The following is a 17,734-nucleotide window of genomic DNA, read 5'->3' as shown; positions in this document are numbered from 1 at the left end:
GAATGTAACACACAAAGAAGGAGTCAGAAATATGAGTAAAAGTACATTATTGAGGGCAGCGTCCCTATTTTTAGGGATACTGCTTTGCCTGGGATCGGTACCGGCTGCATTTGCTCAAACAGGGGATGTTGGAGAATCAGTAGCAGAACCAGCTTATACCTCGGTTTCGAATAAAACCATAATACACGATATAAATCCAAGTTACTATGACCTGTACCTGCAACAGGGAGAGAGCAGCAGTTTCGATGTAAGCTTTAGAAACAATGGTAAGAAAGCGCTTTATGTGGAACCGAAACTTGTAGCCGTGCCTGAGAGTTATTATAATTTTGACGAAAGCTGGATAACCATATCCCCAGCGAACGTAACGGTAGATTCAGGCGCAGAACAGGAATTTACCATTGAAGTTAGTATTCCTGAAGATGCGGATGAAGAGAACTATCAAACTTATATTGCCTTTGCAGACGATATAATATTAGATCCAGAAGAATACTACCCTCAGTATGTCAATGTAATGTACCTTTCTGTAATGGTCCCGATTTATCAGAAAATTGAGCTTCAGACATATTACATCTATGATACCGTTGAGGCTGGAAAGGAATATGAGTACACGACGAAAATCAAAAACGTGGCAGCCAGAAATATTACCATCGATCCGGAAGTAAACGGATATGATTATTCATTTGGTGAATCCGGTATTGACGACGATGCAATCGAAATCTCTGCACCTTCAGTCTTAGCACCAGGTGAAATCGCTGACATGGTGATCCGGGTCTCTGTTCCGGAAAGTGCTGCAGGATCTTACAATGGGTACATCAAAATGAATGTTGACGGGAAAGAAAATTATGGATATGACCCGCAAATAGACCTGAACTTCATAATTAGACAGCAGCCTTCAGTTCCTTATGCAAAAACCTTCAAAACCAGGACTGCAGACCCGATAACAATTGAGATTTCTACTTATGCATACGGCTCGGATTCGTGGCTGCGTTACCCACCGAAAAATGAGGATCCATCGTTTGAATTGAACCTGAAATACGACTCCAGCCCTGTTGATATGAGCCTTGTAAAAATAACGCAAAGAGGCAGTGTAAATGTCGGATGGAGTAATTTCCCTGTATGGTCAAATAATGACGCGATCTATCAAGATAACGACAGGTATTATACTGAATCGTATACGATACCAGGAGCAATCGGAGATTGGGAACTTACGATTCTCCCGAAAAATACGGAAAATTTTGAATATTCAATAACTGTTGGGGATTCGGAATAAAAGCAGGAATTATGGCTAAAGCAGGAAGGTTATGGAATAAACAGTAGGGTCCGACCTCTTTCATACGGATTCTGCCCTTACTCCATAATTTTTTTTGTTTTTCTTCCTTTTATTGTATGATTCGGTTCTCTATTGGAAAAGATGTTTTTGTGAGAATCGAAAGAGAAGAATCAGGACAGAACTGTATCTATAACTTTCCTGCTTGCAGTTCTGTAATATAGGGATCATAAGCAGCTGTTGAGCGGCCTGAAACGAGTGCACTATAATAGTCTGCAGCAATTGAAGCCTGCTGTTCGCGGTTATAGTTACACAGATAAGGTTTTGCACCGGGAATGTACCTGTATCCTTCTGTTGCTCGTGCATAAAATGCTTCGACCATGTACCTTGAGCCGACATATTCCATCTGTGCTACATGGGCTAATTCGTGAATAAGCCATTTCATGCTCGAATTGCCTGCCTCAGTGTTAATCTTTTTATTAAAATTGATTGTATGAAAGGTGGTGATACCCATACCCCAGCAATTATTAACCTTTGCCCCGATCCAGGCAATTAGCGAATGTTCGTCAATACGCACCTGCTGGTAATTGATGCTGTTCCCAAATACTTTTCGAGCTTCCTGTTCCTCTAAAGGAGTCAGACTCCGGCTATTGGGTTTCATGTTCTTCCATAAAATGTCCATAACCTCAGGAAAAATGCAGATATCAAGAATTTTTGCTATTATTCTGCCTATCCAGATAATAAGGAATAGCAGGCTCCCCCATACCCATTTACAAAAACGTTTCACTTCCAGCCGACCATCCCGAGTCGTTGAAGCTTTCAAATCATCCCGCCAATATTCGTTCGTCTTATGGAGCTATGCTTCATAGAATTACGCTTCATAGAATTACGCTTCATAGAATTATAGTTTTAGTCCCTCAAGATTCGTCAGCATTCTAGATATTGTGGAACTCTCACTGTCCTTATCAGGATGGACGATAAATTTGGTGAAAACAGGACAGATGAGCAGACAGGAAGGTAATGAGAAATTCAGAGAAAAAGGACGGAAAAATCAGTTTAAGAGGCCAGGAGAGAGAAAAGTGAACGGTCAGGAAGAAAAGATAAGGAAAATAAGTCAGGAAGAAAAAATAAGGAAAATAAGTCAGGAATGAAAAATCAGGAAAAAAGATTAGGAAGAAAAGTATAGCAGAGATAGAGTAAGAAAAAGCCCGAAAGCGCTATGTTCCCACTGTAGCCCCCGATACAGTTGTTCCAGAGATACGCTCCCCCAAGCGTATTGGTCAGGAACAGGATCAATGGCTTTCGGGCAATTCTTTTATTTACTTATTCATACCCGTTACTTACTCGTTCTATCTGTTCACTCCAAGTTACAAATATATAATTGACTCTTAATTATTTTAAATTAATTATACCAAAAATTGCCCGCTAGCGAAATATATTTCCACTCAAAATATTTCAAAACCAGAAATTATGTTTTTCTCAGATGAAAGACCGGTTGCATGCGAGAATTACAAGCGATAACAGTTTTTTTTAGTCAGCTCTCTTCTCCGATAAATGAATAAAAATTCAGAGAAAGTAAAATTAAAGCAGGTATTTAGATAAAAGATTCCATGGCTGCAACAGAAGAAGGAAAATAGATAAAATTTGCATTCAAAAAGTTATCTTAAAAAAATGCTTCAAAAAAACATATGAGGCATGCAGTTGTATACTTAGTGTAAGGGGAAATTAAATCAGCCGATACCGGATAAATCTTGACAGACACAGAATATAATTCTACAGAGGGTATAATAGAGGGTATAATCCATAGAGGTATCGTCCATAGAGGTATCGTCCATAGAGGTATCGTCCATAGAGGTATAATTCCGTACTATATCTGAATTTCTACAGTTATCCCAAAAATTTATTGCAAAATCGTAGAATATTGCTGAAGGGGTTTAGCATGATATTCGAGCGCATTAAGTCTGAAGGGCTGGCTCATCTTTCTTATTTCATCGGTTCTGGAGATGAAGCCGTTGTTATCGATCCTCGAAGGGATTGTAAGATCTATTTTGATCTTGCCAGAAGAGAGGGAATGAAAATAAAACATATCTTTGAAACGCACAGAAACGAAGATTATGTAATTGGCTCTCTTGAACTGGAAAGTCTCACAGGTGCTGAGATCTACCACGGCCAGGGAGTGGATTTCAAATACGGAAATCCTCTTTATGAAGGGAAGGAGTTCGGTTTTGGTTCTATGAAGCTGACTGCTCTACAGACTCCAGGGCATACCGACGAAAGCATGTCCTATACGATCTCAGATCCCGATACAGGTAAAGAGCCTTTAATGGTTTTCACAGGAGATGCCCTGTTCATAGGCGATGTTGGAAGAACTGATCTCTATGGACCGGAAGAAGCTCCAAGGCTGGCAGCAAACCTGTACGACAGCATTTTTAACAAAATTCTCCCACTGGGAGATGGGGTAATACTCTGCCCTGCACATGGTGCGGGTTCGCTTTGCGGAGGAGCTATCTCCAAAAGGGAATACAGTACTCTGGGACTGGAAAGTATCCAGAATCCTGCTCTCCAGAAAATTGAAAAAGAAGAGTTTATAAAGTTCAAGCTTGAAGAGAAGCTCGAATATCCGCCTTACTTTGAGAAAATGGAGGAGTATAACCTGCAGGGCCCTCCTCTACTAAAGGGACTTCCAGTGCCTGAACTGCTTTCTCCAAAAGAGTTCAAAGCAGAGATGGATAAAGGAGCTATGGTTGTAGATACACGCATGTCCCATTCTTTTGGAGGAGCACACATACAGGGTTCATACGGCATCTGGCTGAGAGGACTGCCTTTTTTTGCCGGCTGGATACTGCCCTATGATAAGCCCATAATTCTGGTACTCGAAGAAAAGGAGCAACTGGAAGCTGCTATCAGGTATCTGTTCAGAATTGGTTATGACAATATAGCAGGTTTCCTGAATGGCGGAATTGCGGCCTGGTACATGAAAGCCTTACCTGTAGACAGCTTAAACCTTATATCTGTCCAGGATCTGAAAGATAAAATCAAAAGGAACGAGGAAATGATATTGCTGGACGTTAGAGGGAATGAAGAATGGGACGAAGGGCATATCGAAGGAGCAAAACATATATATGTTGGACATCTGGAAGAGAATCTGGGTAAAGTTCCGAGGGACTCCCCGATAGTTGTATACTGTGACTCATCCCGGCGTTCCAGTATAGCGGCTTCGATTCTGAAAAAAAACGGCTATAGTGATGTGTATAATGTCCTTGGGAGCATGACTGCATGGAAGAATGCCGGATATGAAGTAGTAAAGTAAGACAGTGTTTTAACCCCTATTTTTATTTTAGGACTTACGCACTTGAGCGATAAAATCAAGTACAACAGACGTTGAAGCTAAATCCATATTTTACACAGTTGAAGGTTTAATGCTATTGATTTCCAGTTCAACCGCGTAAGTCCTATATTTTTAATTTCCTGCGGTTAAATGAGGACTGTTTATCCTGTTCCAGGGAAATTTGAATAGGGCATCCATTTTAGCCCTCTGCAGTTCCGCGCGCTGCTTGATCCCGCCTGTATGTTGTATAAAAAAGTATCAGGTATGCCCCCAAGATTTTAGTCAGGGATTTTAATCCGTGATTTTTATCTGGAATATTAACAATGTAGGCTGACTGTGACATGATTTTTAATTTTTCGATTTGGAAATTACCCAGCCAGGTCTTAATGATCACCGGAATATAGATTCCCGGTTAATTATATAAAGAGAATCTCACAATTTACGTAATTTACATAGATCAAAAGGGAAGTCTCTATTCTTTGCTTTTAGCTATTTCAGACCTGGAGTTTAGAAATCTTTATATCTCCTTTCTATTTTTTATTAACCATGATATTACACGTTCCCCACATTCTTCTTCCAGAGGCTAACTGGAAAGAATGGGCAGTAATTGCCTGTGACCAGCATACTCAGGACAGAGAGTACTGGAAAAGGGTAGAAGAATTTGTTGGAGACACTCCTTCTGCTCTTAATTTTATTTACCCTGAAATATATCTTCCTTTAGATGAAAATAGAGTAAATAATATCCATAAAGCAATGCGCAATTACAAAACCAACCTTGTTGACCATGGCCCCTGTTTCATTCTTGTAAAACGTGCTGTTTCAGGGAATGAAAGGATAGGCCTGGTCGTTGCAGTTGATCTGGAAGCGTATGAGTATGATGGATCTGAATCCTTCATCCGGCCAACTGAAAAAACAATCAAAGAAAGGCTTCCTGCAAGGGTAAAAATAAGAGAAAACGCAGAGCTGGAGCTTACCCATGTTCTTGTTTTATATGACGACCCGGACTTTTCTGTTATTCCCCTGAACACGGATAGTCCTGTTTATGAAGGGAATCCTGTTTATGATTTTGACCTGATGGAAGACGGCGGTCATATAAGAGGTTTTAAAATCAGCGATGAAAAGACAATTAAGGAGATTTCAGAAAGGATTCAGGCCCTTGGAACTCTCCTTGTTGGGGATGGAAACCACAGTCTTGCCGCAGCAAAGAGTTTCTGGGAGAAAATCAAAGGGACGGTCCCTGACAACCATCCAGCCAGATACGCACTTGTAGAGCTTGTAAACATTCATGACCCTGGGCTTACCTTTGAGCCAATTCACAGGCTTGTAAGAGGGGTTGACCCTGAGGAATTGCTTAAAAGATTCAATGCAAGAATTATAGAATCTCCATACGGCAATTCGGCTGTTGATTATTCAGTTACTGGTAATTCAATTACCAGTAGTTCGGTTATCGACAATCCAGTTTCCGACAATACACTTTTTGATAATCCAGTTGCTGACAATCCCACAGCAGATAATATGGTTCCCGGGCACTCAATTGGATTTGTTACAAAAGACAGGCGGGGCTTCCTGATATTTGATAACCCTGCTCATGATCTTGAGGTTGAGACCCTTGACGAGGTTATTGACAATTATTCGGTTGAATACGAACATGACCCTGAAGTAGTAGAGAAACTCGGAAAAGAGCCTGAAAGTATCGGTTTCTTCCTTCCTTCTTTAAAAAGGAGCGAATTCTTTGCTCTTATAAAAAAGAAGGGAATTCTCCCAAGAAAATCCTTTTCCCTTGGAAAAGAAAACGAAAAGAGATACTATATTGAAGCTAGAAGAATTATGCAGTAATTCTTCCAATCACCTTTTTAGTTATTTCCTTTAGTAATCTTTTGGAGCCCCTTATTAATTATTTAATCTATTCCGGCAATCCAGAGCTGAAACCTTTCACTTTTCTACACCCTGCGCTGCAAGAACCGGGGACTATCTGTCGGGTTAAAAATAACAGCCAGAAAAACAATCCTCAACTAAGAGATAACCTGGTGAAGAAGTCCCCTGACCTGAGCTAATACTTTCTTCAATCCCATAAGCCGCATTTAAATGCACAGATAATAATATACTGCTTCCCGGCCTTTCTGGCATCCCTTCAAAGAAGGAAAAAGAATCAAAATGTTGATTTCTTTTTCGCCCCTTATCGGGTTCTTATCGCTTTACTCTTTAAACCTCTTTTCCTCCCATATTTCCCCTTTTAAATCTTTTTTCACTTCGTTCTCCTTTTTTTTCGTTCATTTTGGGAAAAACCGCTCTCCTTTGTCAAACATGACAAAACCGGCTTAACATAGCGAATAAGGCTGCACTGATAAGAAATATTTGTAATTTAGTCCTTCTGAGAGCAAGGCTCACTCCTATACCTCATAAATTAGTCCTCCTGAGCGAAGCAAAGCGTAGCGAAAAGGACCTCGTGCTGTTGTACTTGCAGTGCAACTCCCAGGAAATCTCTGATTTCCTGTGATCCCGAAGCGAAATTCGGGAAGTAAAATCTGTGATTTTATAAATTAGTCTGCTTGAGCGAGCGAAGCGAGTGAAACAGACCTCGTGCTCCCGAAGCGAAACTCGGGAGGCGAAACTCGGGAGGCGGAACTCGGGAGGCGGAACTCGGGATGTAAACCATATAACGGAGATAACCTGTTTTATTCAGTAATTCTATGAATTGATCAGGAATCAATATCATCCGGTTGAATGAAATTGTAGTCAGTTATGGTATCTCTTTACCTCTGAATTCGCTGACAGGTAAAATCCGGCAGATAAAAATCTTTCAGGCACTGAGTAAGAGATACTGCATTTAATTTGAATAGTTTTAATCAAAATTTTTTGATTTTAAAATGCCTATTAATTTAGCCTATACGGTTGAGTTCCTGAAAATAAATATTAAAGATAAAATAGGCTCTTCAAGAAAATTAATTTTGCATTAAAAGTCGGAAAATAAGCTTTTTCCATATCAAAGAAATAAATAGCGCTTTCCGGTTATTTAGGCTTTCTAAAATGGTTCTATGCAGTTTACCTGTCATGAAGGCAGTTTATATAATGAAAATTTCCCTGGATGTACAGCCTTTAATCAAATTAAGTGCCAATTTTTTTGATGCCTCGGGTTTTGCAGTTCAGTACCGGAAATTTCAAAAACTACAATACAATAATTACTGATAGTATATTTGTCCGGGCATCTTCCAGGCAAATGTAAAATTAAGAAGGGGAAGAAAGATGGCCAGCTATAAACATCCGTGTAAATACTGCGGGAAATTAATCGCTCGCGATTCTAATTTCTGTCCGTTCTGCACGCAGGAAAACCCTCTTGGGCCCATGAGATGCCCGATATGCAGGTACCCTCTTGAGGACGGGGCAAAAATCTGCGGCCACTGCGGCATTTTGCTATGGAGCATGTGTAAAAGCTGTGGAAAAGAGACATTTCTCGGAGATAAATGCAGCAACTGCGGCGTTCCGATCGTCATTGTCTGCCCCAACCCCAGGTGCAGGACCGAGCAGCCCCCTACAGGCAAAAAGTGTATCAAATGCGGTAAACCATTAAGGTGATAAAATGGGATTCCAGAAATCACAACTCCAGCCTTTTACGAGGAATTACGAAGACAACAGTTCAGAGTCAGGTTTCCAGTTTACTTTCTACTGTGATATCTGTCAGGACGGCTACAAAACAAGATTCATTGAATCCAGGACATATAAGAAGACAGGCCTGTTTGGTATGTTTGGAAAAGCCCTCTCTGCAGGTTCTGACCTTGTAGGCCAGTACCGTGTTGGAAATGCAATCGAAAGAGGCGTGGATATACTCAACGACCGCAAGCAGGGTATGTCTCCCGAATGGCGCAAAGAATGGGAAGATGCCTTTGAAACAGCCCAGAACGAGGCAAAGGAACACTTCTGCAGGTGCCCGAGATGCAAACACTATGTTTGTGAAGCCGACTGGAACGAGCAGGATAATCTCTGTGTGGAATGTGCTCCACGGGAAAACGTTGAGCTAACTGCAATAAGAGCAGAACGCATGGTAGATGAAATGAGGGAGAAAGCTGTGAACACAAGTGTATTTAAAGGTGATATTGAGAGAAGGCAGACTTTATGCCCAGAATGCGGCAAACCCTCAGGTGAAGGAAAGTTCTGCAATAACTGCGGAGCATCTGTTTCACTCACGAAATGCCCAAGCTGTGGTAATAAGGTATCCATTGGTACCAGGTTCTGCGGAGAATGCGGAACAAAGCTGAATTAAAATAATATAAGTAAGGGGTCAGGGTTTATTTGGGTTTAACCCCTTTTTCCATTTCTTTGGCAGATCTCCTTTAGAAGAGAGGCTCAGGAAGTTCTTTGATGTTACTTCTTTGATATTGCCTGATTTTTAAAATAAAATGAATCCGGATTGGCATACCACACATAATACAATTTTAATAATTAATAAGGCTTTTATTTGAGAGTCTGTCAGATAAAAAGCAGCAGGTTATGAGTTTTACCATTGATGAAATCCAATGGATGCTTTCTGTTTTTTGTTTAAATGGATTTATAAGAGCTTTCTTTGACCACTTTTGTAAAATATGATGAATATATTTTACTTAACTATAAAACCGTAAATGTAATAAGAAATGGGAGTAAGTAATCAAATTAAGACAGCATAATAACAAAAATACCTGAATTAAAATACCAGTCTGTCGAATTCGGGATAGAAAACATCCTTATATGCAAAAGCGAGTTACTTTGACAGCCAAATTATAAATACCTTTAATCTAATAATTAATTTATTAATTAAATGAACATTAGGGGAGTAAAATATGCCAGATCTGATTGGTTTAGCAGTGGTATTTTTAATCTTAGCATTGATTGCATATATATTGGGTGCACGGGGGATTGCCGGATTCTCTATGACTATCGCAAAGTGGCTTGTTATAATCTTCGTTATACTTGCAATACTTTCGCTATTATTATGACGGTATCCCATACTAAAGCAGTGTTATAAAGGTGGTAATGGGCATAAACCAGTTTGTGTCCATGTTCTTTTTTCACCTTGACGTAAGAAAACTGAAGGAGATGACAGCAATTTTTTATTTTCATTGCTGACCTGATATAGCAATATTACATTATGTTATTTTTTTAAATCTATTATTATTTTTAAACGTATTATTTATTTTTGAATAAATGTACCATTTGATCACGAATAGCTGGGCCTGTAGTATTTCTATGTCGTAAGCAAACACTTTTTCGATATTTATAAATGAGAACTGAAGATTAACCTCCTGGGAAGGGATTAAACTTCTTAAATATTTGAATTATCTGATTTCCATTTAAAAAAAAGTAAAAGGAAATAAACTGTTATTAACATAAAATATTGTCTAAATAAATCTACTATGTTTTTAACAAAAAAAGCAAATCTGATAACCTTGAATAAAAAGTAACTATATGATTAATCCTGAATGAAAATTGTTCTATTTTTCAGTTAAATTCAAAGTAGAATAATCGGTAGATATTGTAGACATTGTATTGTTTTTTAATATATCTTTCTTCTAATATTTATTTATACCAATATATTTATATTGTTTATTATGAATCCCCATTTAATTAACAGAAGTATTAATCCATACTTTCCTGAATGTACGGAGGAATCTGAATAAACAGGTTAATAATGTTACTGGCAGTTTTTCTTATCTTAATATCAGGCTCTGGTATTGTAACTGCAGCTGAGATTTCAGTCCAGCCGGGTGGTTCGATACAGATAGCAGTAAACAACGCAACCTCAGGCGATGAAATTATCGTAAAACCTGGAACCTATACCGAGAATGTTGTAATTAACACTGACAGTCTGGTAGTCAGGTCAGAATCCGGAGATCCTGAAAACACAATAATCAAAGCCAGGAGTTCAGGCGCCCATGCTCTCTCCGTGCAAGCAGATAACGTAAGGATTAGCGGATTTAAGATTACTGGAACAAAAACCAGCTATGCAGGGATCCAGCTATCCGGATGCAATAACTGCATCATTGAGAACAACAAACTTTCGAACAACGGGTACGGGATTTACCTTCTGAGTTCCAGAAGGAGCACCGTTTCAAACAATATTGTAACAAATAATGGAGATTACGGGATTGTGCTCGCAAGTTCTACCAGCAGCACACTCTCAGGAAACACGGCTTCTAACAATAATGGTCGTGGCGTTCATCTGGGCACTTCTGATGGCAACACACTCTCAGGCAACACTATTGCCTCAAACGGCATCAGTGGGCTTTATGTCTGCCCAAGAAGTGATAACAACCTCGTTTTTAATAACTATCTGGTTAACATTGTTAACGCAGAAATAAAGAACGGAACAGGAAATTCATACAGCACAGAAAAAACTGCAGGCGAAAACATTATAGGTGAACCCTATCTGGGAGGCAATTTCTGGGGAAAACCTGATGGATCAGGCTTTTCAGAAACCGCTCCTGATGCAGATGGAGACGGCATTGCCGATATCGCATATAGTTTCGAAAACAGTATCTATGCAGATTCTCTCCCTCTAGTATCTATTACTGGAAAAACCATAGAAGAACCCTCACCTGTATTACCGGTTGCAAACTTAGAAGCCAATCTTACAAACGGTCCTGCTCCTCTTTCAGTCCGGTTTACCGACCTTTCTGAGAACGCTGTAGAAAGGGAATGGGACTTTGATAATGATGAAAAGACTGACTCTATTGATAAAAGCACAGTTTACATATATGCAACCCCAGGCACCTACACTTCCAAGCTCACAGTAAGCAATGACAACGGCACGGATTTAAAAACTGCTACGATCACTGTTACGGAAAAGAATGAAAACAATTTCGGAGATAGTGGAACTGGGAGCAATGAAATCGTAGGCAACGAAACTGTGGGCGCTGGAATCGGAAGTGATGGAACTGGAGAAAGTGAAGTTGTAGACACTGGGCCCGAAGACGGTGAAGTCATAGATGATGGACCAGGGAATAATGAAGCAAGTGACAGCGTATCTGAAGAAGGTGCCGGCTCCGATGATAGCGAAAGTATCAGCGGAGGGAGCAGCCGCAGCAGTAGTAGCAGCAGCGGCGGTGCTGGTGGTTCCCCCGAACCTGCAAAAAATGTTGAGGCTAAAGAAATCTCCCAGGTCTTCATTGAAAAAGGGAAGGAAGTAAAATTTGATTTCATTAAGAATGCAACCTGCGTAGTGTCTGTGGGCTTTGATGCAAAAAAGACCGCTGGCAAAACAATAACAATTGTTGAAGTGCTTAAAGGAAAATCCGCACTTGTTTCCGAACTGCCTTCGGATGAAGTCTATGAGTCTTTTAATGTGTGGGTAGGAAACAGCGGGTTTGCAAGCTCTGAGAACATAGAAAATTCTGTTATCTACTTCAAGGTTGAAAAAGCATGGATGCAGGAAAATAGAATAGAGAGCTCTGCCATCGCCCTGAACTGATATGACGATGAAAAGTGGGAACAACTGCCGGTCACCATATTGAAAGAAGATGACGAATTTACGTATTTTACAGCCGAATCAACAGGTTTCTCTTCCTTTGCAATAACCGGTAACGTAAATACCTCTTCAGAAAATGTAACTGAATCAGGTTCTGAACCGGAGACTCGCTCGGTTGACCTGAAGGATGCGGAAAGTACAGGGCTGACAGCTGAGATGTCCGAGCAGGAAAAAAGTATGAGTCAGGGATTTGAAATATTCTCTGGAATAACTGGCTTGCTTTCAGAATGGATTGAGCATATGAGAGCCTGGGCGAAAGTTTGATCTTTTCTCCCTGTTTTTATTCTTTTTCCTTTATTTTTCTTTTAAGTCTATCCTCTTTTTTAGCGTCCCTAAGTCTGACAATAAGTATTAATATAAGAATACTATTATAATAGTCTCCCGGGGGAGCACTGTTTGGGAAATTTTCGTTTAAGATCAGAAGAATAATCATAATGATAAATCATGATGTTCTTGTGGTTTCATTGTGTCAATTTGCTTTTCAGAAGAGGTGTCTTTTATTATCTTTTCCATTTAAAAACAGAATAATAAAAGACTTCTCTTGAGCCTGAAATCCCCTGACATGAAGAATTAATTTAGGAATGTCCGGAAAAGGCAAATCAGGCTTTTTGGTTTCGATATCGCATTTTTAGGACCTATTTCCAGAAATCGAGCCGGAATATGACTCCAAAATCTATCCCTGAACCCCGGATTAAACCCTGAGAACCAGCTTTCAACCGGACCTTCAGAAAAGTACATTGTAAATGACTTTTCTCTCCGGTACCAGTATGACCCGATAATGATAATCGGACATTAGTTCCGAAACGTTTATATGTTTAGTCGAGCAGGTACTCCTAATAAAATTTGGGGGAACTTTCAATAAAATTCAATAAGTTTGGCGCTTCCCCGGTTTTAAGTAAAACAGATCAAGCTTACAAAAACGTACTCGCTGCCTTTCATCAGCTATCAGGCATCTAAACCGATTGCTGATGCATTGAGTTAATGGCTCTACGAATTCCCTTGAGCAGCCATTGTGCAAAAAAAGGCAGCAATTTTCAGAAAACGGGTTTACTGGATCCATTAAAAATTGAAGGATAAATCGCCCGTTTAAAATGCCGGTGAGCCACACCCTGGGCTACCGGAAAAAACCTAAAATCCAACCCTAAACCCAATTCAAGATCCTGCAGAAACCTGACAGGGTCCTGCCAGGATCCGGCTTCGAATCCAGTCCGATTCGAACCCAATCCCGGTTTACTCCAATCAATCGGGACCCTACCGCGATCCAACCCATGGGGCAATACCTGAGAATATCCACCAACCCAAAATTCGTCGGGTACTGCCAGGAAGTCCAGCTACTATTGGGTGTTCAGACACTCAATCTACAGAATCCAGCGGGAAACCCAGCCCGGGATTCTATTATATCCTGCATGGACTCCAGCCCTGGATACAATCGAAAACCTACCTTCAACCCAACCCAACCCTAAAGGTCGTAATCGAACCATGTCGATTGTTAAAGAGAAACCCCAGTTAGACCTTGTCTTAACTCACCCTGGAGCATCCGGACAAGAAATCGAGCAAAAAGACAGACACAACGACGCACTTAAGAATTACAGCTGTTTTAAGGAGTTTAAAACAGTAAACTTTGAAACCCTGAACCCTAAAATGAATTTCCCTATCCAACCAGGTACTTGTTTCATTTCATCAAATGCCAGCACCCTATCTGGCAAGATATGCAATGTTAAAGAATCAGGCTTGAATCTCCTGCAGACTGCAGAAACAGGCTACCTGAACTTTAACCAGCTAACCGAGAGTTATTCAGTCGTAACTGGCAGAGCAACAGAACTCCGTTCTTGCCCGGAAGCCCCGGAAAACAGTAACTAAGGCGGGGAGTTTCATGTCAGTTAACGAATCCGTTAACCGGATAGTGGGAGGTTCCGGTGTAATACTTGCAGGAACCTTCCTTGGGATGCTTTTCGACATCCTTATTAAAAAAGTAATGACATCACACCTCTCGCCAGCCGACTTCGGCACATATTCCCTCGCACTTACGGTAATATCAATTTCAGGCGCTGTCGCAACTCTCGGACTCAACGAAGGAGTGCCAAGATATATTGCGTTCTTCAGGGGCAGGCAGGAGGAACAAAAGGTACATGAATTAATAATATCAGCCATACTTATGGGCCTGCTTGCAGGCTTGTTCGCTATCCTGGTTTCGCCTTCGCTGTTCGAAAGTCTGGCCGGAGAAGGATTTGATGCACAGGGCAAAATCCTGTCCGTGATCAAGATCCTTGTCTTTGCCATTCCGTTCACCATACTCCTGAACCTGACAGTAGCGATCTACAGAGGATTCGACCGTACAAGTGTTAACATGTACTTCTATAACATCATAAGGCCGTTATCTCTGCTTGGATTTGCTTCAGCCGCCGTATTCTTCGGCGCTTCCCTGAAAGGAGTAGTATTTGCGGACCTGATTTCAATGGTCTTCACTTTCGGTATAATGTCGGTGTACTTTATAAAGAAGCCACCGGTTAAACCGGAATTAAAGCTTAAATTCAGCGAACCCACCAAGCAGCTGATAAGGTACTCATTCCCGCTCCTGATAACTGCGACTCTGCTGAACCTCATGAGCTGGATAGATACCATAATGCTCGGTTATTTCAAGCCAGCCGAAGTTGTGGGAGTTTACAATGCAGTGTATCCTATAGTAGGGTTCCTGTCCCTGGTAATAGCTTCCATGGGCTATGTGTATGTCCCTGTAGCATCAAAGCTATGGGGTCTGAACGATACTCAACCGGTTGGTTCGATATATGCGGTAATGACCAAATGGTCCTTCCTGCTTACATTCCCTATCTTTGCACTGATATTCGTGTATCCTGAGTTTCTTATTACGAAACTCTACGGAGCGGAATATGTAGGCGGTACAACGGCCCTGCGCATCCTTGCCATGGGATTCATAGCAAACTCATATTTCGGATTCAACTATCACACTTTACTGGCATCCGGAGATTCTGACTTCCTGATGAAGTGTTCGGTTGCAAGTGCGGGAATTAACGCCGTTATTAACTTCACGCTTATACCTGAGTACGGTATGATAGGTGCAGCTATAGGAACTGCCGTATCTTATGCATCGATAGAAGTCTCAATGACCTTAAGAGCATGGAGAAAGCAGAAAATGCATCCATTCACTTCGATGTACAGAAAGCTGACCCTGGTTTGTGCCGTCATGACTGCAGCCATGCTCGCTGCCAAGGAAGTAATTCCTCTTTCCGGAGCAGCCTGGGAATATGCAATCTTCATCATTGTGTACTTTGCAATCGTTCATTATGCAAAGATACTGGACAAAACTGAAGTAAGCATGATAAGCGAGATACGGAAAACCATCAGGCACAATGTAAGTACTCATATCCCTGAGAAGATTAAGACACTTACATCATAACCTGTCTGCACTCGCATCATAGCTTGTTTGTGCCTGCAACATACCTAGCTGGTACGAAACAGGCCCGGCAATATCTCTCTTTGAGAGATGCCGGAACTCTATTTTTTAATTAGTTCTTAAATCAAAAGGCTGATTTGTTCAGGCGCAATCCAGATATTCAAGCTTTACCAGCCGCTAGTTACCAGCCGATACTTTATTAAAACTCATCAACTTTTCTTATCACGAAAGCTTAATCTGTGTTATTTGTTAACATACTACATATTATCATGGATTACAAGTTGATTCGTTGATTCGACTGGAGATAAAAAAATGCTAGGAATTAATGATCCCCAGATCTGGATTGCATATATCCTGTGTTTTGTTAGCGCTTTCGGATGCATTGCTTATGGCATTTTGAAATGGAATATCGGTGCCGAAGAGGAGGTCTGAGATAATGGTCGTAAGTACTCCGGTTCTCGGATTGGCGGTTCTGGTCTATTTAATGGTAATTTTCTACCTGGGATGGATGGGATACAAAAAAACGAAAGACATAGATGACTACATGGTTGCAGGAAGGAAAATAAACTCATACGTACTTGCCCTGTCATACGGGGCAACCTTCATCAGCACATCTGCGATAGTTGGGTTCGGTGGTTCAGCCGGGGTCCTTGGAATGGGGCTTTTATGGCTTACATTCATGAACGTTTTTGTAGGAATTTTTATCGCATTTGTTTTATTCGGGTCAAAAACCAGGCGTATAGGTTTGAACCTTAAGGCTGTAACCTTTCCGGAGTTGATGGGAAAACGATTTGAATCAAGGTTTATACAGGGTTTTTCAGGGATTCTTGTAGGTTTATTCATGCCGCTTTATTCGGGAATAGTCCTGATAGGTGCGGCAAGGTTCCTTGAGACTACGCTTGGAATAAACTATGATGTAGCTGTTTTGATATTTACAATCATAATTGCAGCCTATGTGATAACAGGCGGCTTGATCGCAGTCATGTATACAGACGCGCTTCAGGGAGCTCTCATGTTTCTGGGCATGGGAGTTTTAATGGTCCTGACCTACTCAAAACTTGGCGGCATTACGGAAGCACACAGAATGCTCACCGACATGGCTCCACTAGTTCCGGAAACCCTTGTACAGGGAGGGCATCTCGGGTGGACTGCAATGCCTGCATTCGGCTCAACAATATGGTGGACCTTAATCTCGACTCTTGTCCTGGGAGTCGGAATAGGAGTTCTTGCGCAGCCACAGCTTGCAGTAAGGTTCATGACGGTTAAGGATGACAGAGCCCTTAACAGGGCAGTCCTGGTAGGCGGGCCTTTCATTTTTATGATGACAGGAGTTGCGTTTACCGTGGGTGCGCTATCAAATGCGTACTTTTATAAGACGCAGAACATGATATCAATCGCCGTCGCTAAAGGAAACACAGATCTCATAATTCCTGAATACATTAACAGCTCCATGCCTGATCTCTTTGTGATCCTTTTTATGCTTACCCTGCTTGCTGCCGCAATGTCTACATTGAGCTCGCAGTTCCACACAATGGGTACGGCAATAGGGCACGACTTTTACCGCGAGTACCTTATGAAAGGGAAGTCCGGCAAAACCGTTACCGTAACAAAACTGGGTATTGCAGTAACAATCCTTGCAAGTGTAATTCTTGCATATTTCCTTCCGATAAGTATTATTGCGAGCGCCACAGCAATTTTCTTTGGGCTGTGTGCAGCAGCCTTCCTTCCAATGTATACAGGCGCCCTTTTCTGGAAGCGCATGACAAAAGAAGGAGCTATTGCAAGCCTTATAGTAGGGACATTTAGCAGCCTTTTCTGGCTTATTTTCGTGCACGCAAAAGAAGCTGCTCCCCTCGGCGTTAGCCAGGCTCTTTTCGGAAAAGCTACCCTCCTGACAGGGACATGGACTGTTATCGACCCCATACTTGTTGCAACCCCGCTTGCAATTCTTGCAGCTGTTGTTGTAAGCTTTGTAACCAGCCCCCCATCAAAAGAACATCTTGAGGCCTGTTATAGGAGGTAAGGGTATTAGAACTTCATGGAGTACGAAGTCCATGAAGTTAGCTTCTATTTTTAAGAAGTCTCAGCAAATCGTTTACTCTGTTTAATTTTTAAATTTATTTTTATTTCAGCAAATATATCATGTAAAAAGCGATACAATGGTACATGACTGTACATAATGGTATATAAAGGTACATTTGTAGATTATTCAAATTTCAATATGTTAGGAAG

Annotated in this window: 11 protein-coding genes and 1 pseudogene; 11 read left to right on the top strand and 1 reads right to left on the bottom strand. The window is 41.0% G+C overall.

Annotated elements, in window-relative coordinates:
- Positions 1 to 31: 31 nt before the first annotated feature.
- Positions 32 to 1,270, top strand: coding sequence for a hypothetical protein (locus FXV91_RS07775; RefSeq protein WP_229390015.1), 1,239 nt, complete (start codon positions 32 to 34; stop codon positions 1,268 to 1,270).
- A gap of 187 nt (positions 1,271 to 1,457) precedes the next feature.
- On the opposite strand, the gene FXV91_RS07770 is transcribed toward FXV91_RS07775, so the two are convergent.
- On the bottom strand, positions 1,458 to 2,090 hold the full coding sequence (locus FXV91_RS07770) for a hypothetical protein (protein WP_229390014.1): 633 nt from the start codon (positions 2,088 to 2,090) through the stop codon (positions 1,458 to 1,460).
- Positions 2,091 to 3,206: 1,116 nt separating this feature from the next.
- On the opposite strand from FXV91_RS07770, the gene FXV91_RS07765 reads away from it, so the two are divergent.
- From FXV91_RS07765 to FXV91_RS07725, 10 genes and pseudogenes are all read left to right on the top strand, one after another.
- Entirely contained in the window at positions 3,207 to 4,577 is a 1,371-nt protein-coding gene (locus FXV91_RS07765) for an MBL fold metallo-hydrolase (RefSeq protein ID WP_229390013.1), read from the top strand.
- A 564-nt stretch (positions 4,578 to 5,141) separates the two neighbouring features.
- The gene (locus tag FXV91_RS07760; protein ID WP_229390012.1) at positions 5,142 to 6,431 is read left to right on the top strand and encodes a DUF1015 domain-containing protein; all 1,290 of its coding nucleotides are present in this window, start codon (positions 5,142 to 5,144) and stop codon (positions 6,429 to 6,431) included.
- Positions 6,432 to 7,838: 1,407 nt separating this feature from the next.
- Positions 7,839 to 8,168 (top strand): zinc ribbon domain-containing protein, encoded by a 330-nt coding sequence (locus FXV91_RS07755; protein ID WP_229390011.1) that lies wholly within the window; start codon positions 7,839 to 7,841, stop codon positions 8,166 to 8,168.
- A gap of 4 nt (positions 8,169 to 8,172) precedes the next feature.
- A complete protein-coding gene (locus FXV91_RS07750) occupies positions 8,173 to 8,853 on the top strand; it encodes a zinc ribbon domain-containing protein (protein ID WP_229390010.1) in 681 nt (226 codons plus the stop codon).
- Positions 8,854 to 9,406: 553 nt separating this feature from the next.
- Positions 9,407 to 9,562 carry a DUF1328 domain-containing protein gene (locus tag FXV91_RS07745; RefSeq protein WP_229390009.1) on the top strand — a complete coding sequence of 52 codons (156 nt, stop codon included), beginning with the start codon at positions 9,407 to 9,409 and terminating at the stop codon, positions 9,560 to 9,562.
- 692 nt (positions 9,563 to 10,254) lie between these two features.
- Positions 10,255 to 12,354, top strand: a pseudogene (locus FXV91_RS07740) (PGF-pre-PGF domain-containing protein).
- A 1,077-nt stretch (positions 12,355 to 13,431) separates the two neighbouring features.
- A complete protein-coding gene (locus FXV91_RS07735; protein ID WP_229390008.1) occupies positions 13,432 to 13,950 on the top strand; it encodes a hypothetical protein in 519 nt (172 codons plus the stop codon).
- Positions 13,951 to 13,963: 13 nt separating this feature from the next.
- Entirely contained in the window at positions 13,964 to 15,505 is a 1,542-nt protein-coding gene (locus FXV91_RS07730; protein ID WP_229390007.1) for a flippase, read from the top strand.
- A 309-nt stretch (positions 15,506 to 15,814) separates the two neighbouring features.
- Entirely contained in the window at positions 15,815 to 15,934 is a 120-nt protein-coding gene (locus FXV91_RS20195) for a symporter small accessory protein (protein WP_345945482.1), read from the top strand.
- A 4-nt stretch (positions 15,935 to 15,938) separates the two neighbouring features.
- Positions 15,939 to 17,525 carry a sodium:solute symporter family protein gene (locus FXV91_RS07725; RefSeq protein WP_229390006.1) on the top strand — a complete coding sequence of 529 codons (1,587 nt, stop codon included), beginning with the start codon at positions 15,939 to 15,941 and terminating at the stop codon, positions 17,523 to 17,525.
- Positions 17,526 to 17,734: the final 209 nt, after the last annotated feature.

This window comes from Methanosarcina sp. DH2 (genome assembly GCF_020804225.1).
Classification (GTDB): domain Archaea; phylum Halobacteriota; class Methanosarcinia; order Methanosarcinales; family Methanosarcinaceae; genus Methanosarcina.
This window is presented reverse-complemented; position numbering and strand designations above follow the sequence as displayed.

Excerpts from the sequence above, each read along its gene's own strand:
- FXV91_RS07775 (WP_229390015.1), top strand. The coding sequence starts at position 32 with ATGAGTAAAAGTACATTATTGAGGGCAGCGTCCCTATTTTTAGGGATA.
- FXV91_RS07765 (WP_229390013.1), top strand. The coding sequence starts at position 3,207 with ATGATATTCGAGCGCATTAAGTCTGAAGGGCTGGCTCATCTTTCTTAT.
- FXV91_RS07760 (WP_229390012.1), top strand. The coding sequence starts at position 5,142 with ATGATATTACACGTTCCCCACATTCTTCTTCCAGAGGCTAACTGGAAA.
- FXV91_RS07755 (WP_229390011.1), top strand. The coding sequence starts at position 7,839 with ATGGCCAGCTATAAACATCCGTGTAAATACTGCGGGAAATTAATCGCT.
- FXV91_RS07750 (WP_229390010.1), top strand. The coding sequence starts at position 8,173 with ATGGGATTCCAGAAATCACAACTCCAGCCTTTTACGAGGAATTACGAA.
- FXV91_RS07745 (WP_229390009.1), top strand. The coding sequence starts at position 9,407 with ATGCCAGATCTGATTGGTTTAGCAGTGGTATTTTTAATCTTAGCATTG.
- FXV91_RS07730 (WP_229390007.1), top strand. The coding sequence starts at position 13,964 with ATGTCAGTTAACGAATCCGTTAACCGGATAGTGGGAGGTTCCGGTGTA.
- FXV91_RS20195 (WP_345945482.1), top strand. The coding sequence starts at position 15,815 with ATGCTAGGAATTAATGATCCCCAGATCTGGATTGCATATATCCTGTGT.
- FXV91_RS07725 (WP_229390006.1), top strand. The coding sequence starts at position 15,939 with ATGGTCGTAAGTACTCCGGTTCTCGGATTGGCGGTTCTGGTCTATTTA.